Annotated in this window: 15 protein-coding genes and 2 tRNA genes; 5 read left to right on the top strand and 12 right to left on the bottom strand. The window is 71.0% G+C overall.

The features are described 5' to 3' along the window. Window positions 1-41: 41 nt before the first annotated feature. The gene (gene pknB / locus DFQ13_RS18475) at window positions 42-2,039 is read left to right on the top strand and encodes a Stk1 family PASTA domain-containing Ser/Thr kinase (protein WP_052022038.1); all 1,998 of its coding nucleotides are present in this window, start codon (window positions 42-44) and stop codon (window positions 2,037-2,039) included. Window positions 2,040-2,099: 60 nt separating this feature from the next. Here pknB and DFQ13_RS18470 read toward each other — a convergent pair whose 3' ends face one another. The 3 genes from DFQ13_RS18470 to DFQ13_RS18465 are packed head-to-tail and all read right to left on the bottom strand — an operon-like array spanning window position 2,100 to window position 3,806. Continuing rightward, window positions 2,100-2,750, bottom strand: a complete 651-nt coding sequence (locus DFQ13_RS18470) for an aminodeoxychorismate/anthranilate synthase component II (protein ID WP_110080698.1) — start codon at window positions 2,748-2,750, stop codon at window positions 2,100-2,102. Window positions 2,751-2,778: 28 nt separating this feature from the next. Continuing rightward, the gene (locus DFQ13_RS33925; protein ID WP_181400039.1) at window positions 2,779-2,934 is read right to left on the bottom strand and encodes a hypothetical protein; all 156 of its coding nucleotides are present in this window, start codon (window positions 2,932-2,934) and stop codon (window positions 2,779-2,781) included. After that, window positions 2,934-3,806 carry a class E sortase gene (locus DFQ13_RS18465; RefSeq protein WP_233438475.1) on the bottom strand — a complete coding sequence of 291 codons (873 nt, stop codon included), beginning with the start codon at window positions 3,804-3,806 and terminating at the stop codon, window positions 2,934-2,936. The genes DFQ13_RS33925 and DFQ13_RS18465 overlap by 1 nt, the downstream gene beginning before the upstream one ends. Window positions 3,807-3,996: 190 nt before the next feature. Between DFQ13_RS18465 and crgA the strand changes: the two genes are divergently transcribed. Beyond that, a complete protein-coding gene (gene crgA, locus DFQ13_RS18460; RefSeq protein ID WP_035289778.1) occupies window positions 3,997-4,266 on the top strand; it encodes a cell division protein CrgA in 270 nt (89 codons plus the stop codon). A 156-nt stretch (window positions 4,267-4,422) separates the two neighbouring features. After that, a complete protein-coding gene (locus tag DFQ13_RS18455) occupies window positions 4,423-4,833 on the top strand; it encodes a PH domain-containing protein (protein ID WP_233438474.1) in 411 nt (136 codons plus the stop codon). A gap of 7 nt (window positions 4,834-4,840) precedes the next feature. Here the strand turns inward: DFQ13_RS18455 and DFQ13_RS18450 are convergent, their stop codons facing one another. Continuing rightward, complete coding sequence (locus DFQ13_RS18450) at window positions 4,841-5,770, bottom strand: rhomboid family intramembrane serine protease (protein WP_110080695.1); 930 nt, start codon at window positions 5,768-5,770, stop codon at window positions 4,841-4,843. Next, the gene (locus DFQ13_RS18445) at window positions 5,771-6,325 is read right to left on the bottom strand and encodes a peptidylprolyl isomerase (RefSeq protein ID WP_035289784.1); all 555 of its coding nucleotides are present in this window, start codon (window positions 6,323-6,325) and stop codon (window positions 5,771-5,773) included. A gap of 112 nt (window positions 6,326-6,437) precedes the next feature. Between DFQ13_RS18445 and DFQ13_RS33175 the strand changes: the two genes are divergently transcribed. Next, window positions 6,438-7,217, top strand: coding sequence for a hypothetical protein (locus tag DFQ13_RS33175; RefSeq protein ID WP_146241270.1), 780 nt, complete (start codon window positions 6,438-6,440; stop codon window positions 7,215-7,217). Between the two features lie 71 nt (window positions 7,218-7,288). Here DFQ13_RS33175 and DFQ13_RS18435 read toward each other — a convergent pair whose 3' ends face one another. Beyond that, window positions 7,289-7,837, bottom strand: coding sequence for a DUF2020 domain-containing protein (locus tag DFQ13_RS18435; protein WP_110080693.1), 549 nt, complete (start codon window positions 7,835-7,837; stop codon window positions 7,289-7,291). Window positions 7,838-7,988: 151 nt separating this feature from the next. On the opposite strand from DFQ13_RS18435, the gene DFQ13_RS18430 reads away from it, so the two are divergent. Further along, the gene (locus DFQ13_RS18430; protein WP_110080692.1) at window positions 7,989-8,411 is read left to right on the top strand and encodes a DoxX family protein; all 423 of its coding nucleotides are present in this window, start codon (window positions 7,989-7,991) and stop codon (window positions 8,409-8,411) included. A 95-nt stretch (window positions 8,412-8,506) separates the two neighbouring features. Here DFQ13_RS18430 and DFQ13_RS18425 read toward each other — a convergent pair whose 3' ends face one another. The 6 genes from DFQ13_RS18425 to gyrA form a co-directional block, all read right to left on the bottom strand. Beyond that, window positions 8,507-9,673, bottom strand: coding sequence for a pyridoxal phosphate-dependent aminotransferase (locus tag DFQ13_RS18425; protein WP_181400038.1), 1,167 nt, complete (start codon window positions 9,671-9,673; stop codon window positions 8,507-8,509). Between the two features lie 61 nt (window positions 9,674-9,734). Further along, a tRNA-Ala gene (locus DFQ13_RS18420) sits at window positions 9,735-9,807 on the bottom strand. A gap of 39 nt (window positions 9,808-9,846) precedes the next feature. Continuing rightward, window positions 9,847-9,987, bottom strand: a complete 141-nt coding sequence (locus DFQ13_RS18415; protein WP_110080690.1) for a DLW-39 family protein — start codon at window positions 9,985-9,987, stop codon at window positions 9,847-9,849. Between the two features lie 435 nt (window positions 9,988-10,422). Next, window positions 10,423-10,496: transfer RNA gene (locus DFQ13_RS18410), tRNA-Ile, on the bottom strand. Between the two features lie 57 nt (window positions 10,497-10,553). Then, window positions 10,554-11,345 (bottom strand): DUF3566 domain-containing protein, encoded by a 792-nt coding sequence (locus tag DFQ13_RS18405; RefSeq protein WP_325050940.1) that lies wholly within the window; start codon window positions 11,343-11,345, stop codon window positions 10,554-10,556. A 177-nt stretch (window positions 11,346-11,522) separates the two neighbouring features. Beyond that, the gene (gyrA, locus tag DFQ13_RS18400; protein WP_110080689.1) at window positions 11,523-15,053 is read right to left on the bottom strand and encodes a DNA gyrase subunit A; all 3,531 of its coding nucleotides are present in this window, start codon (window positions 15,051-15,053) and stop codon (window positions 11,523-11,525) included. Window positions 15,054-15,094: the final 41 nt, after the last annotated feature.

Genomic DNA, 15,094 nt, shown 5'->3' with positions numbered 1-15,094 from the left:
TTGATGGGACAGGACTTGACTAGGAGCGGGACTACGCACTGATGACCACACCGCGACTGCTCTCCAACCGCTATGAGATCGGCGAGACGATCGGCTATGGCGGCATGTCCGAGGTCCACCGCGGCCGCGATGTCCGGCTCAGCCGCGAGGTCGCGGTCAAGGTCCTGCGCGCCGACCTCGCCCGCGACCCCCAGTTCCAGGAGCGGTTCCGCCGCGAGGCGCAGAACGCCGCCGCGCTGAACCACCCCGCGATCGTCGCCGTCTACGACACCGGCGAGACCCGGATCGACACGGGCCCGCTGCCCTACATCGTGATGGAGTTCGTCGACGGGCGGACCCTGCGCGACATCGTCAAGACCGAGGGACCGCTGCCCGGCCAGCGCGCCATGGAGATCATGGCCGACGTGTGCGCGGCGCTGGACTTCTCCCACCGGCACGGCATCGTGCACCGCGACGTCAAGCCCGCCAACGTGATGATCACCAAGACCGGCGCGGTCAAGGTGATGGACTTCGGCATCGCCCGCGCGGTGGCCGACGGCCAGGTCGCGGTCACCCAGACCTCGGCGGTCATCGGCACCGCCCAGTACCTGTCGCCGGAGCAGGCCCGCGGCGAGTCGGTCGACGCCCGCAGCGACGTGTACGCCACCGGCTGCGTGCTGTTCGAACTCCTGACCGGCGAACCCCCGTTCACCGGTGACTCCCCGGTCGCGGTGGCCTACCAGCACGTCCGCGAGGACCCGCGCTCGCCGTCGCAGGTCAACCCCCGGGTGAGCCCGCAGCTCGACGCGATCGTGCTCAAGGCGATGTCGAAGGGCGCGGCGAACCGCTACCAGTCGGCCGCGGAGATGCGCACCGACATCGTCCGGGTGCTGTCCGGGCAGCGGCCCGCCGCCCCGATGGTGATGACCGACGAGGACCGCACCGCCGTGCTCGGCGCGCGCAGCCCGCAGCCGGAGATGCGCGGGCGCCACCGCCCGGAGTCGATGGCCGACGAGTACGACTACGACGACTACGCCGACGAGGACGAGGAGCGGCGGCGCAGGCAGCGCAAGACCTGGCTGATCGTGCTGGTCGGCCTGATCGTGGTCGGCCTGATCGGGCTGCTGTTCTTCCTGACCAGCGGGGACGAGAAGCAGACCGGCGGGGACAACGTCCCGGTCCCGGACGTGGCGGGCAAGACCGAGGCCGAGGCGTTCGCCCAGCTCAACCAGCTCGGCTTCCAGCCGGTGCGCCAGGGCGTGCCGTGCCAGCAGACCGACGCGGGCACCCCGGGCCCGTGCGGCCCGGACCGGATCGACAAGGTCCTGGGCACCGACCCGGCCGCGGGCGCCAACCTGCGCAAGGGCGAGCGGATCACCGTCCGCATCGGCGAGTCGCCGCAGAAGGTCGCCGTCCCCGACGTGGCGGGCCAGTCGCAGCAGGAGGCGACCGCCGCCCTGCAGGCGGCCAAGCTCACCGTGTCGGCCACGGTCGACGAGGAGCAGACCGACGACGAGGACCTCTACGGCAAGGTGCTGCGGACCAGCCCGGCGGCGGGCACGCAGGCCAGCGTGGGCAGCGAGGTCCGGCTGACGATCGGCAAGCAGCCCGCCAAGGTGGACGTGCCGAACCTGGTCGGCCAGGACTACGACACCGCGGCGGCGAACCTCAAGGCGGTCGGGCTGACCCCGCAGCGCAAGGACGTGTCCTCGGACAAGCCGGTGGGCACGGTCGTCGACCAGGCGCCGAAGACCGGCAGCGTCGCACCAGGGCTGACGATCGTGCTGAGCGTCTCCAACGGCGACAAGATCGAGGTCGACATGCCGAACCTGGTGGGCAAGACGCGCGCCGAGGCCGAGGCCGCGCTCAAGCAGGTGGGCTGGAACGGTTCGTTCAACGTGGTCGACGACGAGACCCTCGACCCGCGCGAGGTCGGCAAGGTGACCGAGCAGGAGCAGCAGCCGGGCGACAAGATCGCCAAGGACGAGACGATCAACGTCCGGATCGGCACGTCCCCGCTCGGCGGTGGCGGCGGTACCTCCACCAACCCGACCCGGTAGTCGAACGCGCGAAGAGGGCCGCTCCCCGAGGTGGGGGGCGGCCCTCTTCGCGTTCCGGGTTCAGGAGGAGATGGCGGCGGTGAGCTTGCGCATCCCCTGCTCCAGCTCCGACACGGTGGCCTCGGCGACCGGGAACCCGGCCGACGCCAGCCAGTTGGCGAGCATCCGGTGACCGCCGTCGGTCAGCACCGACTCCGGGTGGAACTGCACGCCCTCGATCGGCAGCTCCCGGTGCCGCATGGCCATCACGATGCCGGTCTCGGTCCGCCCGGTGACCTCGAACTCGTCCGGGATCGTCTCCGGCAGCACGGTCAGCGAGTGGTAACGGGTGGCGGTGAACGGGTCGGGCAGCCCGGCGAGCACCCCGGCGCCGCTGTGGCCGACCAGGCTCGTCTTGCCGTGCAGCAGCTCCGGCGCCCGGTCGACCGTGGCGCCCCAGGCGACACCGATGGCCTGGTGCCCGAGGCACACGCCGAGCAGCGGCAGCCGGGCCTGCGCGCAGCGCTTGACCACGTCGATGCTCTGCCCGGCCCGCTCGGGCGTGCTCGGCCCCGGGCTGACCAGGACCGCGTCGAACCCGCTCAGCGCGTCGGCGGCCGACAGCTCGGGGGCGTCGTTGCGCCAGACCGTGCACTCGGCGCCCAACTGGGCGAGGTACTGCACCAGGTTGTAGACGAAGCTGTCGTAGTTGTCGACGACCAGAACGCGCATACCCACAAGCTACCGCCGCCGTCCACCGCTACTGGGTGGTCACCTGGTTGAACGGCAGCTTCGGCTCCGCCCACGGGAACACCACGAACATCAGCAGCGCGACCACGCCCGCCACGAGCAGCACCGCGGTGATCGCCCGAACGGCGACCGGGCCGGGCAGGTGCCGCCAGATCCACCCGTACATCAGCTCGTCTCCTTCAACTCGGGCGGCGTCTCGCCGGGCTTGTCCGGGTTCTTGGCCCACTGCTTGACCATCACGGCGTGCACGACGAGCCGTTCGCGGTCGGAGAAGCGGGGGTGGCAGGTGGTCAGCGTCATCAGCGACGCGGTCGCGCCCGCGTTGTCGGTCACGTCGTCGCGGTTGGGCACCGGCAGGATCACCGAGCCCTGGGTGGGCGAGACGATCTCCTGGCCGACGACCCGGTCGTAGGGGGCGCCGAGCGGGCCGACCCCGGTGCACCGGGGGTCCGCCGCCCGGCTCGCCCAGTCCGCCACCTCGTCGGCCTTGGGCAGCACCCGGTAGACGAACCAGCTGAAACGCGTCTCCACCACGATCGCGTCGCAGGAGTTCAGCAGGTCGATGTCGTTGAACGGGGCACCCTTGCCGACCCGGTGGCCCGCGACGGCGAAGTTGCCGGGCAGGCCGGGGTCGCCGCTCTCGGTGTAGTGGCCGGGGCCGACCTCAAGGGTCTTCTCGGTGGTGCCCCGCAGGATGGTGAAGGAGTAGTCGGCGCCGAACGCGGGGACGTACATCTTGGCGATGCCGGAGCCCTCCGGGCCGTCGTAGTGCTCCTGGCGCTGCTGCTGCTCCTCGGGGGTGCCCTGCTGCCACTCCTGGTCGAGGGCCGCGGTCGCGTCGCGCTGCTTGGCCGCCGAGGTGATGTCGGTGACGTACACCTCGTAGACGACGAACAGCAGCACCACCAGGCCCGCGGTGATCAGCAGCTCACCGATCGCGCGCACGGCGGTGCGCACCGGGTCGCGCCGGTTCCCGCCACCCGCCGGGCCGACGCGGGTGTCGGAAACCGGGGGATCGCTGTGGTCCACCGTGCTCACGCGGGGCTCCTCCCTGCACGGCCTGCCCGCGGGCGGGGTCAGATCGTTGGCGACTGGTGATTCGCTGCCCTGTCCGTTTACGTTAACGTGTTGCTCCGGCGGGAGTTGCGCCTGTGCTGAACGAACCTGCCGGAACGACCTGCCAGAACGAACCGCACCGCACCCAACGCTCCACGTCAGGCGAGGACACATGCCCAAGTCCAAGGTCCGCAAGAAGGCCGTCTACACCGCCCCCACCACCGACCGGCGCACGCCGGTCAAGGTGAAGCAGGCAGGCCCGTCGCACCCGGTGTACGTCGTGGTGATGCTGGGCGTGATGCTGATCGGGCTCGCCTGGCTGGTCGTCAACTACATCGCGGGCGAGAAGATCGGCTTCATGGCCGAGCTGGGCAACTGGAACTTCGCCATCGGCTTCGCGCTGATGATCGCGGGCCTGCTCATGACGATGCGCTGGCGCTGACGCTCCGACACCCGCTCCGCGGAGCAGGACTCCCCCGTCGTGCGCTCCTCGCACGGACGGGTTGAGCCGTTTGGCCCAACGTCATTGAACCACACGGATGTAAGTCATCCCCATTGTGGATAACTCCTGTGGACAGCTATGCGGCACCATGGAGGGGTGACCCCCCTGCACTGGTCCCCGCGCCCCGCCGTCGTCGGTGTCGCCTGGGCATCGGCCCTGGTCGCCGCCCTGCTGGCGGTGCTGATCGACGACCCGAGGGGCACGCTGCTGCTCGCCGTGGCCGCCGTGGCGCTGGGCGTGCCCGCGCTGTTCGGCACGCTCGCGCGCCCGCGGCTGGCCGCCGACCACGAAGGGGTGACCGTCCGCGGGCTGACCGGCAGCAGGCACTGGCGCTGGCGCGAGGTCAACGTCCGCCTGGTGCGGACCCGCAGGCTCGGCCGCGAGTCCAGCGTCGTCGAGATCGACGCGGACAACGCCGAGGTGCCCGGCCTGGTGCTGCTCGGGCAGCTCGACCTGGGCGTCGAACCGCACGAGGTGGTCGACTCCCTGCTCCGGCTGCGGACCTAGCCCAGGACTAGCCCAGGACCTGGTAGCACACCCCGGTGGTGGGCTCCGGGCAGAACACCCGCTCGTTGATCTGCGGCGTGCGGACGGCGAAGGCCACCGCCAGCACCACCAGCACCCCCGCGACGACGAGCGACTGCCACAGGGTGCGCCGCGCCGCGGGCGCGTAGAGCATCCCAGCGGTCAGCACCGCGCCGATGACCAGGCCGCCGAGGTGGGCCAGCAGCGAGATCTGCGGGATGGCCACGCTGAACGCCAGGTTCAGCGCGATGACCCCGACGACCTGCATCAGCGCGTGCCGGTCCTGCTTGAGCCGGATCACCGCGACCAGCAGCCCGCCGAGCAGGCCGTAGATCGCCCCGGAGGCACCCGCGCCCTCGGTGCCCAGGGCGCTGAACAGGTACGTCCCCACCGACCCGCCGACCACCGAAACCAGGTAGACGACGCCGAACCGCACCTTGCCCAGCAGCAGCTCCAGATCGCGCAGGAACCACAGCGCCACCATGTTGACCACCAGGTGCAGCAGGCCGAAGTGCAGGAAGCCCGCCGTCACCACCCGCCACCACTGCCCCGCCGCGATGGACGGCGCGTAGGCCGACAGCGCGTGGAACAGGTCGGAGTTCTCGTTCGACATCGGGTCGCGGGCCAGCAGCGCGGTGATGGCGTACATCACCGCGTTGAGCCCGACGAGCACGGGCACCAGCACCGGCTTCGACGCGAGCGCCGCCCCGGCGACGGTGGTGGGCCGCCGGACGCCCCGGTTGCCCTCCCGCACGCAGTCGACGCACTGGAAGCCGACCGAGGCCTCGACCAGGCATTCCGGGCAGGCCGGGCGACCGCACCGGGTGCAGCTCAGCGCGGTCTGCCGGTCGGGGTGCCGGGCGCAGGCGGGCAGGCCCGCCTGCGCCCCGGGCTGCGGTTGGTGCGGCGGGTTTCCCACTCAGCCCTCGGCGCGCTCGACGGTGATGTTCTTGATCACGACGTCGGTCAGCGGGCGGTCGCCCGGGCCGGTCGGCGCGTGCCCGATCTTGTCCACCACGGTGCGCGAGCCCTGGTCGGCCACCTCGCCGAAGATGGTGTGCTTGAAGTTCAGCCAGGTCGCCGGGCCGACGGTGATGAAGAACTGCGAGCCGTTGGTGTTCGCGCCCGAGTTGGCCATGGCCAGCAGGTAGGGCTTGTTGAACTGGAGCTCCGGGTGGAACTCGTCGGCGAACTGGTAGCCGGGACCGCCGCGGCCGGTGCCGGTCGGGTCGCCGCCCTGGAGCATGAAGCCGTCGATGACCCGGTGGAACACCGCGCCGTCGTAGAACGGACCGGACTTGGTGCCGCTCGCGTTCTCCGTGCTGTAGTCCTTGGTGCCCTCGGCCAGCCCAACGAAGTTGGACACGGTCTTCGGAGCCTGGTCCGGGAACATGTTGATCCGGATGTCGCCCTCACTGGTGTGCAGGGTGACGGTTACCTTCGTCCCAACGAGGGATGCGTTGCTGTCAGCCACGACGCCATCGTGCCATCTTCGGCGAAATCCGTCTGGAACGGGCAGGATTGGGTACGTCGTGGAAGACAACTGTGTTCGAGCACGAGATCGACGAGATGGACGAGGTGAAGCCATGACCCGGGCCGGAGAGACGGTCGGCAAGGCCGTCGGCACCGGCTGGCGCGCGGTGCGAGAGGGCGCCGTTCGCGCCGGTCAGGCGGGTGCCGAGGCGGCACACGTCGCCGAGCAGAAGCTGGCCGCGAAGGGCCTCGCCCCGCAGCAGGTCGCCGGTGCGCTCGCGGAGAGCGCGCAGGTGGCCAGGGAGGAAGCGATGGCCTCGACCCGCAGGGCGCGCAAGCGCCTGGCCAAGACCGCCGAGCAGACCCGCAAGGACCTGGCGAAGGCCGCGAAGCAGGCCCAGAAGGACGCGGCGAAGAACAAGACGGTCAAGAGCGCAGTCGCCGCGACCGCGCCGGTGAAGAAGCAGGTCAAGCAGCTCAAGAAGGACCTCAAGCCGCAGGTCAAGCAGTACCGCGGCGAGTTGCAGGCGCAGATCAAGGCGGCCAAGGTCGCGGCGCGCGCCGCCGCCAAGGACCCGGCCAACAAGAAGAGCCGCCGCTGGCCGTGGCTGATCCTGCTGGCCGCGCTCGGCGCCGGTGCCGCCGCGGCGCTCAAGGGCAAGCAGCAGGCCCCGGCCCAGCAGCCGGTCGTGCCCGCCAAGCCGACGCCCGCCAAGCCCGCGCCCGCCAAGCCCGCCCCGACGGCTGCCGCCCCTGTGGCGAAGCCCACTCCGGCGGCGGCAGCGGCCCCGGCGGCTCCCGTGCCCCCCAAGGCGGCGGAGAAGCCGGTCGGCGCGCCCGAGACCAACGGCCAGGGCAAGCCCACCAAGCCGATCGGGTCCGACAAGAACTAGTCCGACGAGGACCGGCGTAGATCCCACTGGCCCGCACCCCCGCGATCCGGGGTTGCGGGCCAGTGGTCTGCCTACAGGCCCAGGTTCTCGATGGCGGCCTCGGCGATCCGCCTGGCCTTGATCGTCTGCTTCTGGTTGGAATCGACCACCACCGCCGAACCGCCCTTGGCGACGGCGTAGACGGCGTTCTCCTCACCCGAGATGGAGCCGCCCTCCCAGCCCGCGGGCGAACTCGCCGGGTTGGAGGTGTCGATCGGCGCCGCTTGGTCGACCAGCGCCTTCGCCACCGCGGGCTCCCCCTGGTACACCCGGATGGTGAGCTGAACGCTGCCGTCGGGGCGGTAGAAGAAGCACGCCGGGGTCGGCTTGTCCGCCGAGGTGCGCACCTTGGTGACGTGCTGCCCGTTCGCGTCGGCCACGACGGCGCTGGTCAGGTAGGGGCACGGCCCGTCGGCGACCGGTTCCGGCTCGGCGGGCGGCGCCGCCTCCGCCCGCGTGGTCGGCGCCGCGGCCCGGGTCGCCGAGGTCGTCGGGGCGTCCGACGCGGGCGGCGGCGCGGAGTCGGTGGTGCACGCCGCGAGGGCGAGCAGGGGCGCGGCAAGTATCACGGCTCGTCTCATAGCGAGAGCAAGTCAACCAGATCGAGACCCCCTGTGGGCCACAGCACTCTTTGAACCTCACTCACCGCAGAGGCATACACACCGTCGGTGGTCCCCCGCCACCAATGGAAGCCGAACACCTCCCTGCTGATTCGAGTGAGAGAGAGCGAAGATGGACTTGTTCGACCGGACCAAGCCCCATGTGCTCGCCCTGTTCCGGATCGTCGTCGGTCTGCTGTTCGCCGCCCACGGCGTCGCCACGCTGTTCGGCGTCCTGGGCCGGGCGGGTCGCACGCCCGAGTTCGCCGCCTGGCCGGGCTGGTGGGCCGCGGCCATCCAGTTGGTGGCGGGCGCGCTGGTCCTGCTGGGGCTGTTCACCAGGTGGGCGGCGCTGATCGCCTCGGGCTCCATGGCGTACGCGTACTTCGTCGTGCACGCCCCGGAGGGCCTGTGGCCGATGGAGAACGGCGGTGAGCCCTCGGCCATGTTCTGCTGGGCGTTCCTGCTGATCGCCTTCCTCGGCCCGGGCGCCTGGGCCGTCGACCAGTTCTTCTCCCGCTCCTCGTCGAGCCGCCGGGAGACCGTCACCGCGTGACCGACCACGGCCACCACCCGCCCGGACAGTCCCTCACCCGGGCGGGTGGTTTTGGCCCGGACCAGATCACGCGCCGTGTGGTTCCACGTGGAACCTCAGCCCAGCGCCCGCGCCAACCGCGCCAACGCCTCGTGCACCACGTCCACCGGCGCCGCGAACGACAGCCGCACGTACCCCTCGCCGCCCGCCCCGAACGCCACCCCCGGGGTGACGGCGACGCCCGCGTCCCGCAGCGCCCACTCCGCGAACCCGACCGAGCCGCCCTTCCCGGCGCCGGAGATGTCGGCGAACGCGTAGAAGGTCCCCTCCGGCAGGGCGCAGGACACCCCGGGCAGCGCGTTGAGCCCGTCGACCACCACCCGCCGCCGCCGGTCGTAGGACTCCACCATCCCCGCGACGTACTCCTCGGGCCCGCTCAGCGCCGCGATCCCGCCGCGCTGCACGAACGACCCCGCGCAGCTCACGGTGTGCTCCTGCACCTTCACCAGCTCCGCCATGACCGCACCCGGCCCGGCCACCCACCCCAGCCGCCACCCGGTCATCGCGTGGCTCTTGGAGAACCCGTTCACGGTCAGCGTCCGCTCGGCGCACCCCGGCAGCGCGGCCACGCTGAGGTGCCGCCGCCCGTCGAACAGCACCGCCTCGTAGATCTCGTCCGCCACCACGTAGAGGTCGTGCGCCACCGCGAACTCGGCGAGCACCCGCGCCTCCTCCGCGTCCAGCGCCCGCCCGGTCGGGTTGTTGGGCGTGTTGACCAGAACCGCCTTGGTCCGCCCCGACACAGCGCCTTCCAACACCTCCCGGGTCAACCGGAACCCGTTGGCACCACTCAGTTCCGCCTCGACGGGAACACCACCCACCAGCCGCGCCATCGCCTGGTAGCTGACCCAGCTCGGCGTGGGCACCACCACCTCGTCCCCCGGGTCCAACAGGGTCAGCAGCGCCGCGTACAACCCGTGCTTGGCCGACGGCGTGATCACGACGTCGGCGGGCGGGACCGCGATCCCGTTGTCCGCCAACAGCTTCGCCGACACCAACTCGCGCAGCTCGGGCAGCCCGCGGCTGGCCGTGTAGTGCGTGAACCCCTCGTGCAGCGCCGCCACCGCCGCCGCCACCACGTGCTCCCCGGTGGCGAAGTCCGGCTGCCCCCCACTCACATCCACAACGGACCGCCCCGCCGCCCGCAACTCCCCCACCAGGTCGAACAGCGACACCGTCGCCGACCGCCCCACCCCAGCAACCCGCCCCGACACCCCGCGCACCACAGCAACCTCCCAAAACGCCAGCGAGGCCGACCCACAGGATGGGCCGACCTCGTTCACGTGGAGATGAGGGGAATCGAACCCCTAACCCCTGCCTTGCAAAGGCAGTGCTCTGCCAATTGAGCTACATCCCCTCAGGCCGACACGGTACCCCGTGCCGACCGGAAGTACGTTCAGGCCTTCTTCGTGCCGTTGTTCGCGGCCGGAGCAGTGGCCTCGCGCCACAGGTCGGCCTCAGCCTTCGCCGCGCTCTTGCGACGAACGACAAAGAGCACACCACCCGCAACCGCAGCAAGCGCGAGGAGCTTCTTCACGTCCGATGCCTCCTTAAGGCACTACAACACACCAACACCAACATCAACGCCCCAGACACACCCCCGAGACGCACCCCACATCCTGCCACACCCCCCACCCCCCACAACGAGGGAGAGCCCAGAAGCCAACAGCCACCCAGAGGAGGAGCCGGAGGAGAAGGGAGCGGAAGGGGCGGGGGAAAGAGCGAGCGCGAGCAAGCAAGCGGGAGCGAGCAAGGAAGGGCACGCAGCAAGAGAGGAACAGAAGGCAGAGGAGAGGAAGAAGGGAACCGAGGCGAGGCGAGCGAAGCTCCCTCAAGCCCCAAACGGCGGCAAAGCCGCCAACCACGCTGGTTCAGCAACCAACCGCACCGTGGGGGTCTGGGGGGTCGCCCCCCAGAACGAGGACGGACGACCCGGCTCGCGCTTTCCGCGAGCATGGGTCGCCCGAGTCCGTGGGCCTAGGAGGACTTGAACCTCCGACCTCTTCGTTATCAGCGAAGCGCTCTAACCGCCTGAGCTATAGGCCCCTGTGGGAACGCAGGAAGATTACCGCATCCTCCTGCGCGACCCCAAATCGGTATCCCCTACTCGCGTTCGGCGAGGGTGACCTCAAGCCCTCCGGCCAGGTCGGCGGACACGTTGTAGACGAACGCGCCGACCGTCGCCAGGGCGCTGAACAGCACGATGTTGATGGCGCCGATGATCGCGGCGATGCCGAAGACGCGCCCGGCGCTGATCAGCGGGTCGCCGCTGGAGCCCTCGGAGGCGTTGAGGAGTTCGCTGGAGATGCCGTTGACCTTGTCCCAGACGCCCATGCCGTCGAGGACGGCGTAGAGGACGCCGACGGCGACGAGCCAGACGAAGAACAGGGAGACGCCCAGGACCAGGGAGAGCTTGAGCACCGACCACGGGTCGAAGCGCTTGACCTGGAGGTTGGCCCGGCGGGGGCCGCGGCCGGGCCTGCGCAGGGCGCTGGGGGGTGTGCTGGAGGCGCCCGTGGCGGTGGGGGTGCCGCCGATGCCCGGGGGGGCCGCGGAGCGGTCGTCGTCGGTGCTGGTGCCGAAGAGCCTGCCCGCCGCGGTGCCGGTGACGACGGGGCGCGGGACGTTGATCGTGGGTTCGGAGTCGGCGTTGTAGGAATCAGCACTGTAGGAGTCGGCGCTGTAGGGATCGGCGCCGTGGGGATCGGTGCCGTAGGAGCCGGGGGCGTGGGCGGCTGGGGTGTGGGAGGCGGGGGTGTGGCCGTTGCCGACCGGGGGCAGGGCCTGGGTGGCGTCGCCCCCGGCTTCGGCTTGGGCGTCGGCGGTGACCCTGGCCCACGGCGGCGGGGTGTGGTTGTCGCCGCCGGGTTCGCCCGCGGGTTTCGGTGTCTGCACGGTGGTGTCCGCGTCCGCGGGCTGGGGGTCACCCGCCGGGGCGGCCGCGGCGGGCGCGGTGGCGCCCGCCGCGGTGCCGTCGGTGATGATCGACGTCCGCTCCGATTCGGCTGCGGTGCTGTCCGGCTTCTCGGCTGGTGTCACGAGCGGGTTCCCTACTGCCTTCGTCTGCGGGTCTTACTCGGCGGTCGGTTCGTCGGTGGAGCCGGTCTCTTCTGTCGACGCGTGCTCGGCCGCGACGACCTCGGCGGGCGTCCCGGTGGCCGGGGTGGGGTCCCCGGACTCGATGGCGTCGGCGACGGCCTCCACCGTCTCGACGGCCGCCGCGGTCTCCTCGGCGCTGCGGGCGATGGCCACCAGGGTGGTCCCTTCGCCCAGGTTCATCAACCGGACGCCCTTGGTCTGCCTGCCCGCCTTGCGCACTTCCGCCGCGGTCGTCCGGATCACCCCGCCGGAGGAGGTGATGGCGTACAGCTCGTCCTCCAGCTCGACGATGACCGCGCCGACCAGCCTGCCGCGCCTGCTGTCGTGCTGGATGGTGAGCACGCCCTTGCCGCCGCGGCCCTGCACGGAGTAGTCCTCCATCGGGGTGCGCTTGGCGTACCCGCCGTCGGTGGCGACCAGGACGAACGTGCCGTCCTTGACCACGCCGAGGGCGAGCAGCTCGTCACCGGCGTTGAAGCGCATGCCCTGCACGCCGGAGGTGGCCCGGCCCATCGGGCGCAGCGCCTCGTCGCTGGCGTGGAAGCGGATGGACTGCCCACCGGCGGAGACCAGCAGCAGGTCGTCGTCGGCCGAGCACAGCACGGCGCCGACCAGTTCGTCGTCCTCGCGCAGGTTGATGCCGATCAGGCCGCCCGCGCGGTTGCTGTCGAAGTCCGACAGCTTGGACTTCTTGACCAGGCCGTCGCGGGTGGCGAGCACCAGGTACGGCGAGACGGTGTAGTCCTTGATCTGGATGACCTGGGCGATCTGCTCGTCGGGCTGGAAGGCGAGCAGGTTGGCCACGTGCTGCCCGCGCGCGGCCCGGTTGGCCTCGGGCAGCTCGTAGGCCTTGGCCCGGTAGACGCGGCCCTTGTTGGTGAAGAACAGAATCCAGTCGTGGGTGGAGCACACGAAGAAGTGCGCCACGATGTCGTCCTGCTTGAGCGCCGCGCCCTGCACGCCCTTGCCGCCGCGCTTCTGCGCCCGGTACAGGTCGGTCTTGGTGCGCTTGGCGTAGCCGGTGCGGGTGATGGTGACGACCACGTCCTCGACGGCGATCAGGTCCTCGATGGAGACCTCGCCGTCGAACGGGATGATCTTGGTGCGCCGGTCGTCGCCGTACTTCTCGGCGATCTCCTTGAGCTCGTCGCGGACGATCTCGCGCTGCCGCTGCTCGCTGGCCAGGATCTCGTTCAGCTCGCCGATGTAGCGCTCGATCTCGCCCAGCTCGTCGATGATGCGCTGGCGCTCCAGGGCGGCCAGGCGGCGTAGCTGGAGTTCCAGGATCGCGGTCGCCTGGACCTCGTCGACCTCGAGCAGCGCCATCAGGCCGCTGCGCGCCTCGTCGGCCGAGGGCGAGCGGCGGATGAGCGCGATGACCTCGTCGAGGGCGTCGAGGGCCCTGGCGTAGCCGCGCAGGATGTGCGCGCGCTCCTCGGCCTTGCGCAGCCGGTAGCGGGTGCGCCGGACGATGACCTCGAGCTGGTGCTTCACGTAGTGCCGGATGATCTGGTCGAGCCGCAGCGTGCGCGGGATCTGATCGACCAGGGCCAGCATGTTGACGCCGAAGTTGTGCTGGAGCTGGGTGTGCTTGAACAGGTTGTTCAGCACGACCTTGGCCACCGCGTCGCGCTTGAGCCCGATCACGATGCGCATGCCGATGCGCCGGTTGGACTCGTCGGCCACGTCGGAGATGCCGGTGATCTTGCCGTCGCGCACGAGCTGCGCGATGTTCTCGATCAGGTTGTCCGGGTTGACCTGGTAGGGCAGCTCGGTGACGACGAGGATGGTGCGCCCCTTGGCGTCCTCCTCGACCTCGACCACCGAGCGCATCCGCACCGAGCCGCGCCCGGTCCGGTAGGCGTCCTCGATGCCGCCGGTGCCCAGGATCAGGCCCCTGGTCGGGAAGTCCGGGCCCTTGATCCGGGTGAGCAGCGCGGCCAGCAACTGGTCGTCGTCGGCGTCGGGGTTGTCCAGCGCCCAGACCACGCCGTCGGCGACCTCGCGCAGGTTGTGCGGCGGCAGGTTCGTCGCCATCCCGACCGCGATCCCGGAACCGCCGTTGACCAGCAGGTTCGGGATGCGCGACGGCAGGACCAGCGGTTCCTCGGTCTTGCCGTCGTAGTTCGGCGCGAAGTCGACGGTGTCCTCGCCGATGTCGCGCAGCATCTCCATGGCCAGCGGCATCAGCCGGGCCTCGGTGTTGTGGCTGATGAACCCGTCGGTGACGAACGCGTGGTCCTCGGTGTCGACCCGCAGGCTGAACACCGGCTGGACCCCGGCGTCGGCGACGGCGGTCACCTCGGCGTAGTGGAACCGGCCGTCGACCAGCGGTTCCGCGGCGGCCCGCAGCTCCGGGTCGTCGATGCCCGCCAGCGGGTCGACCGCCTCCACCGGGGCCTCGGCCAGCGCGTGCACCAGCTCGTCGTGCGCGACCGAGCGCAGCCCGACCCGGGCGGCGAGCAGGCTCACGTCGTGGTGGCCGACGACGACCAGCGCGGGCACGCCCTCGCTGGTGCTCAGCCGCGACAGCACGCCGAACTCCAGCAGCATCCGCTGCACGTCCGACACCAGGCCCGCGCTCGGGGCGGTGTAGGTGAGCCGGATGGTGCCGTCGTCGGTGAAGACGGTCCCGCCCGCGGTGAGCAGCAGGCGGAGGAACACCCGCTTGAGCACCGGGCCGCCGCGCCAGACGTGCTCGGGGGCGCGGTCGGCGTCGGTGGGGTGCTTGATGAACCGGGCCGCGGCACCGAGGGCGTTGGCCTGCTCGCGCGCGGTCGGCTGGTCGACGTCGTCGATCGGCACCCGCTGGACGGCGACCCGGTCACCCGGCTCGACCTCCTCCAGCAGCTTCCACAGCAGCGTCGGCACGCCCTCGACCGACACCAGCGCCAGCACCGGGTGGTTGCGGGTGCCGGTCAGCTCGAAGCCCTCGGCGGTGCGCAGGGTCAGCGTGGGGTGCTCGCCGGAGTGGAACAGCGCGTCGGCGCGCACGGGGTCGCCGTTGCGGTCGAGGACCTTGAGGTCGACCTCGTTGTCGGAGTTCGGCGCCGCGTCGGGCACCAGGTCGCCGATGCGCGGGGTGGACCCGTCGGCCAGCTTGACCCGCGTGTCGGCCACGACGCAGTAGCGCATGGCGGCGGCGGGGTCGTTGCCCGGGGAGCCGAAGTTGCCCTGGCCGTCCACCAGCGGGTAGCGCATCGACCACGGCTGGGCCAGGCGGACCAGGGTGTCGTAGATCGAGGTGTCACCGTGCGGGTGGTAGTTGCCCATCACGTCGCCGACGACGCGGGAGCACTTCACGTAGCTGCGGTCGGGGCGCAGACCGGTGTCGAACATCGAGTACAGCACCCGCCGGTGCACCGGCTTGAGGCCGTCGCGCACGTCGGGCAGCGCCCGGCTCACGATGACGCTCATGGCGTAGTCGATGTAGGAGCTCTGCATCTCCTGCTGGATGTCGACTGGCTCGATGCGATCGCCAGGCGGCGGCAGGGTTTCGGTCACGACCGGGTTTTCCCTTCGGGATTTCGGCTAGGGCGGTGCGG

Source organism: Actinokineospora spheciospongiae, assembly GCF_003182415.1.
GTDB lineage: Bacteria > Actinomycetota > Actinomycetes > Mycobacteriales > Pseudonocardiaceae > Actinokineospora > Actinokineospora spheciospongiae.
Note: the sequence above shows the minus strand (reverse complement) of the source record. Positions and strands in the feature narration are given on the sequence as shown.

What these genes read in the sequence shown, in the direction of transcription:
- pknB (WP_052022038.1), top strand. Translation starts at nt 42, where the DNA reads ATGACCACACCGCGACTGCTCTCCAACCGCTATGAGATCGGCGAGACG.
- DFQ13_RS18470 (WP_110080698.1), bottom strand. Translation starts at nt 2,750, where the DNA reads ATGCGCGTTCTGGTCGTCGACAACTACGACAGCTTCGTCTACAACCTG.
- DFQ13_RS33925 (WP_181400039.1), bottom strand. Translation starts at nt 2,934, where the DNA reads ATGTACGGGTGGATCTGGCGGCACCTGCCCGGCCCGGTCGCCGTTCGG.
- crgA (WP_035289778.1), top strand. Translation starts at nt 3,997, where the DNA reads ATGCCCAAGTCCAAGGTCCGCAAGAAGGCCGTCTACACCGCCCCCACC.
- DFQ13_RS33175 (WP_146241270.1), top strand. Translation starts at nt 6,438, where the DNA reads ATGACCCGGGCCGGAGAGACGGTCGGCAAGGCCGTCGGCACCGGCTGG.
- DFQ13_RS18435 (WP_110080693.1), bottom strand. Translation starts at nt 7,837, where the DNA reads ATGAGACGAGCCGTGATACTTGCCGCGCCCCTGCTCGCCCTCGCGGCG.
- DFQ13_RS18430 (WP_110080692.1), top strand. Translation starts at nt 7,989, where the DNA reads ATGGACTTGTTCGACCGGACCAAGCCCCATGTGCTCGCCCTGTTCCGG.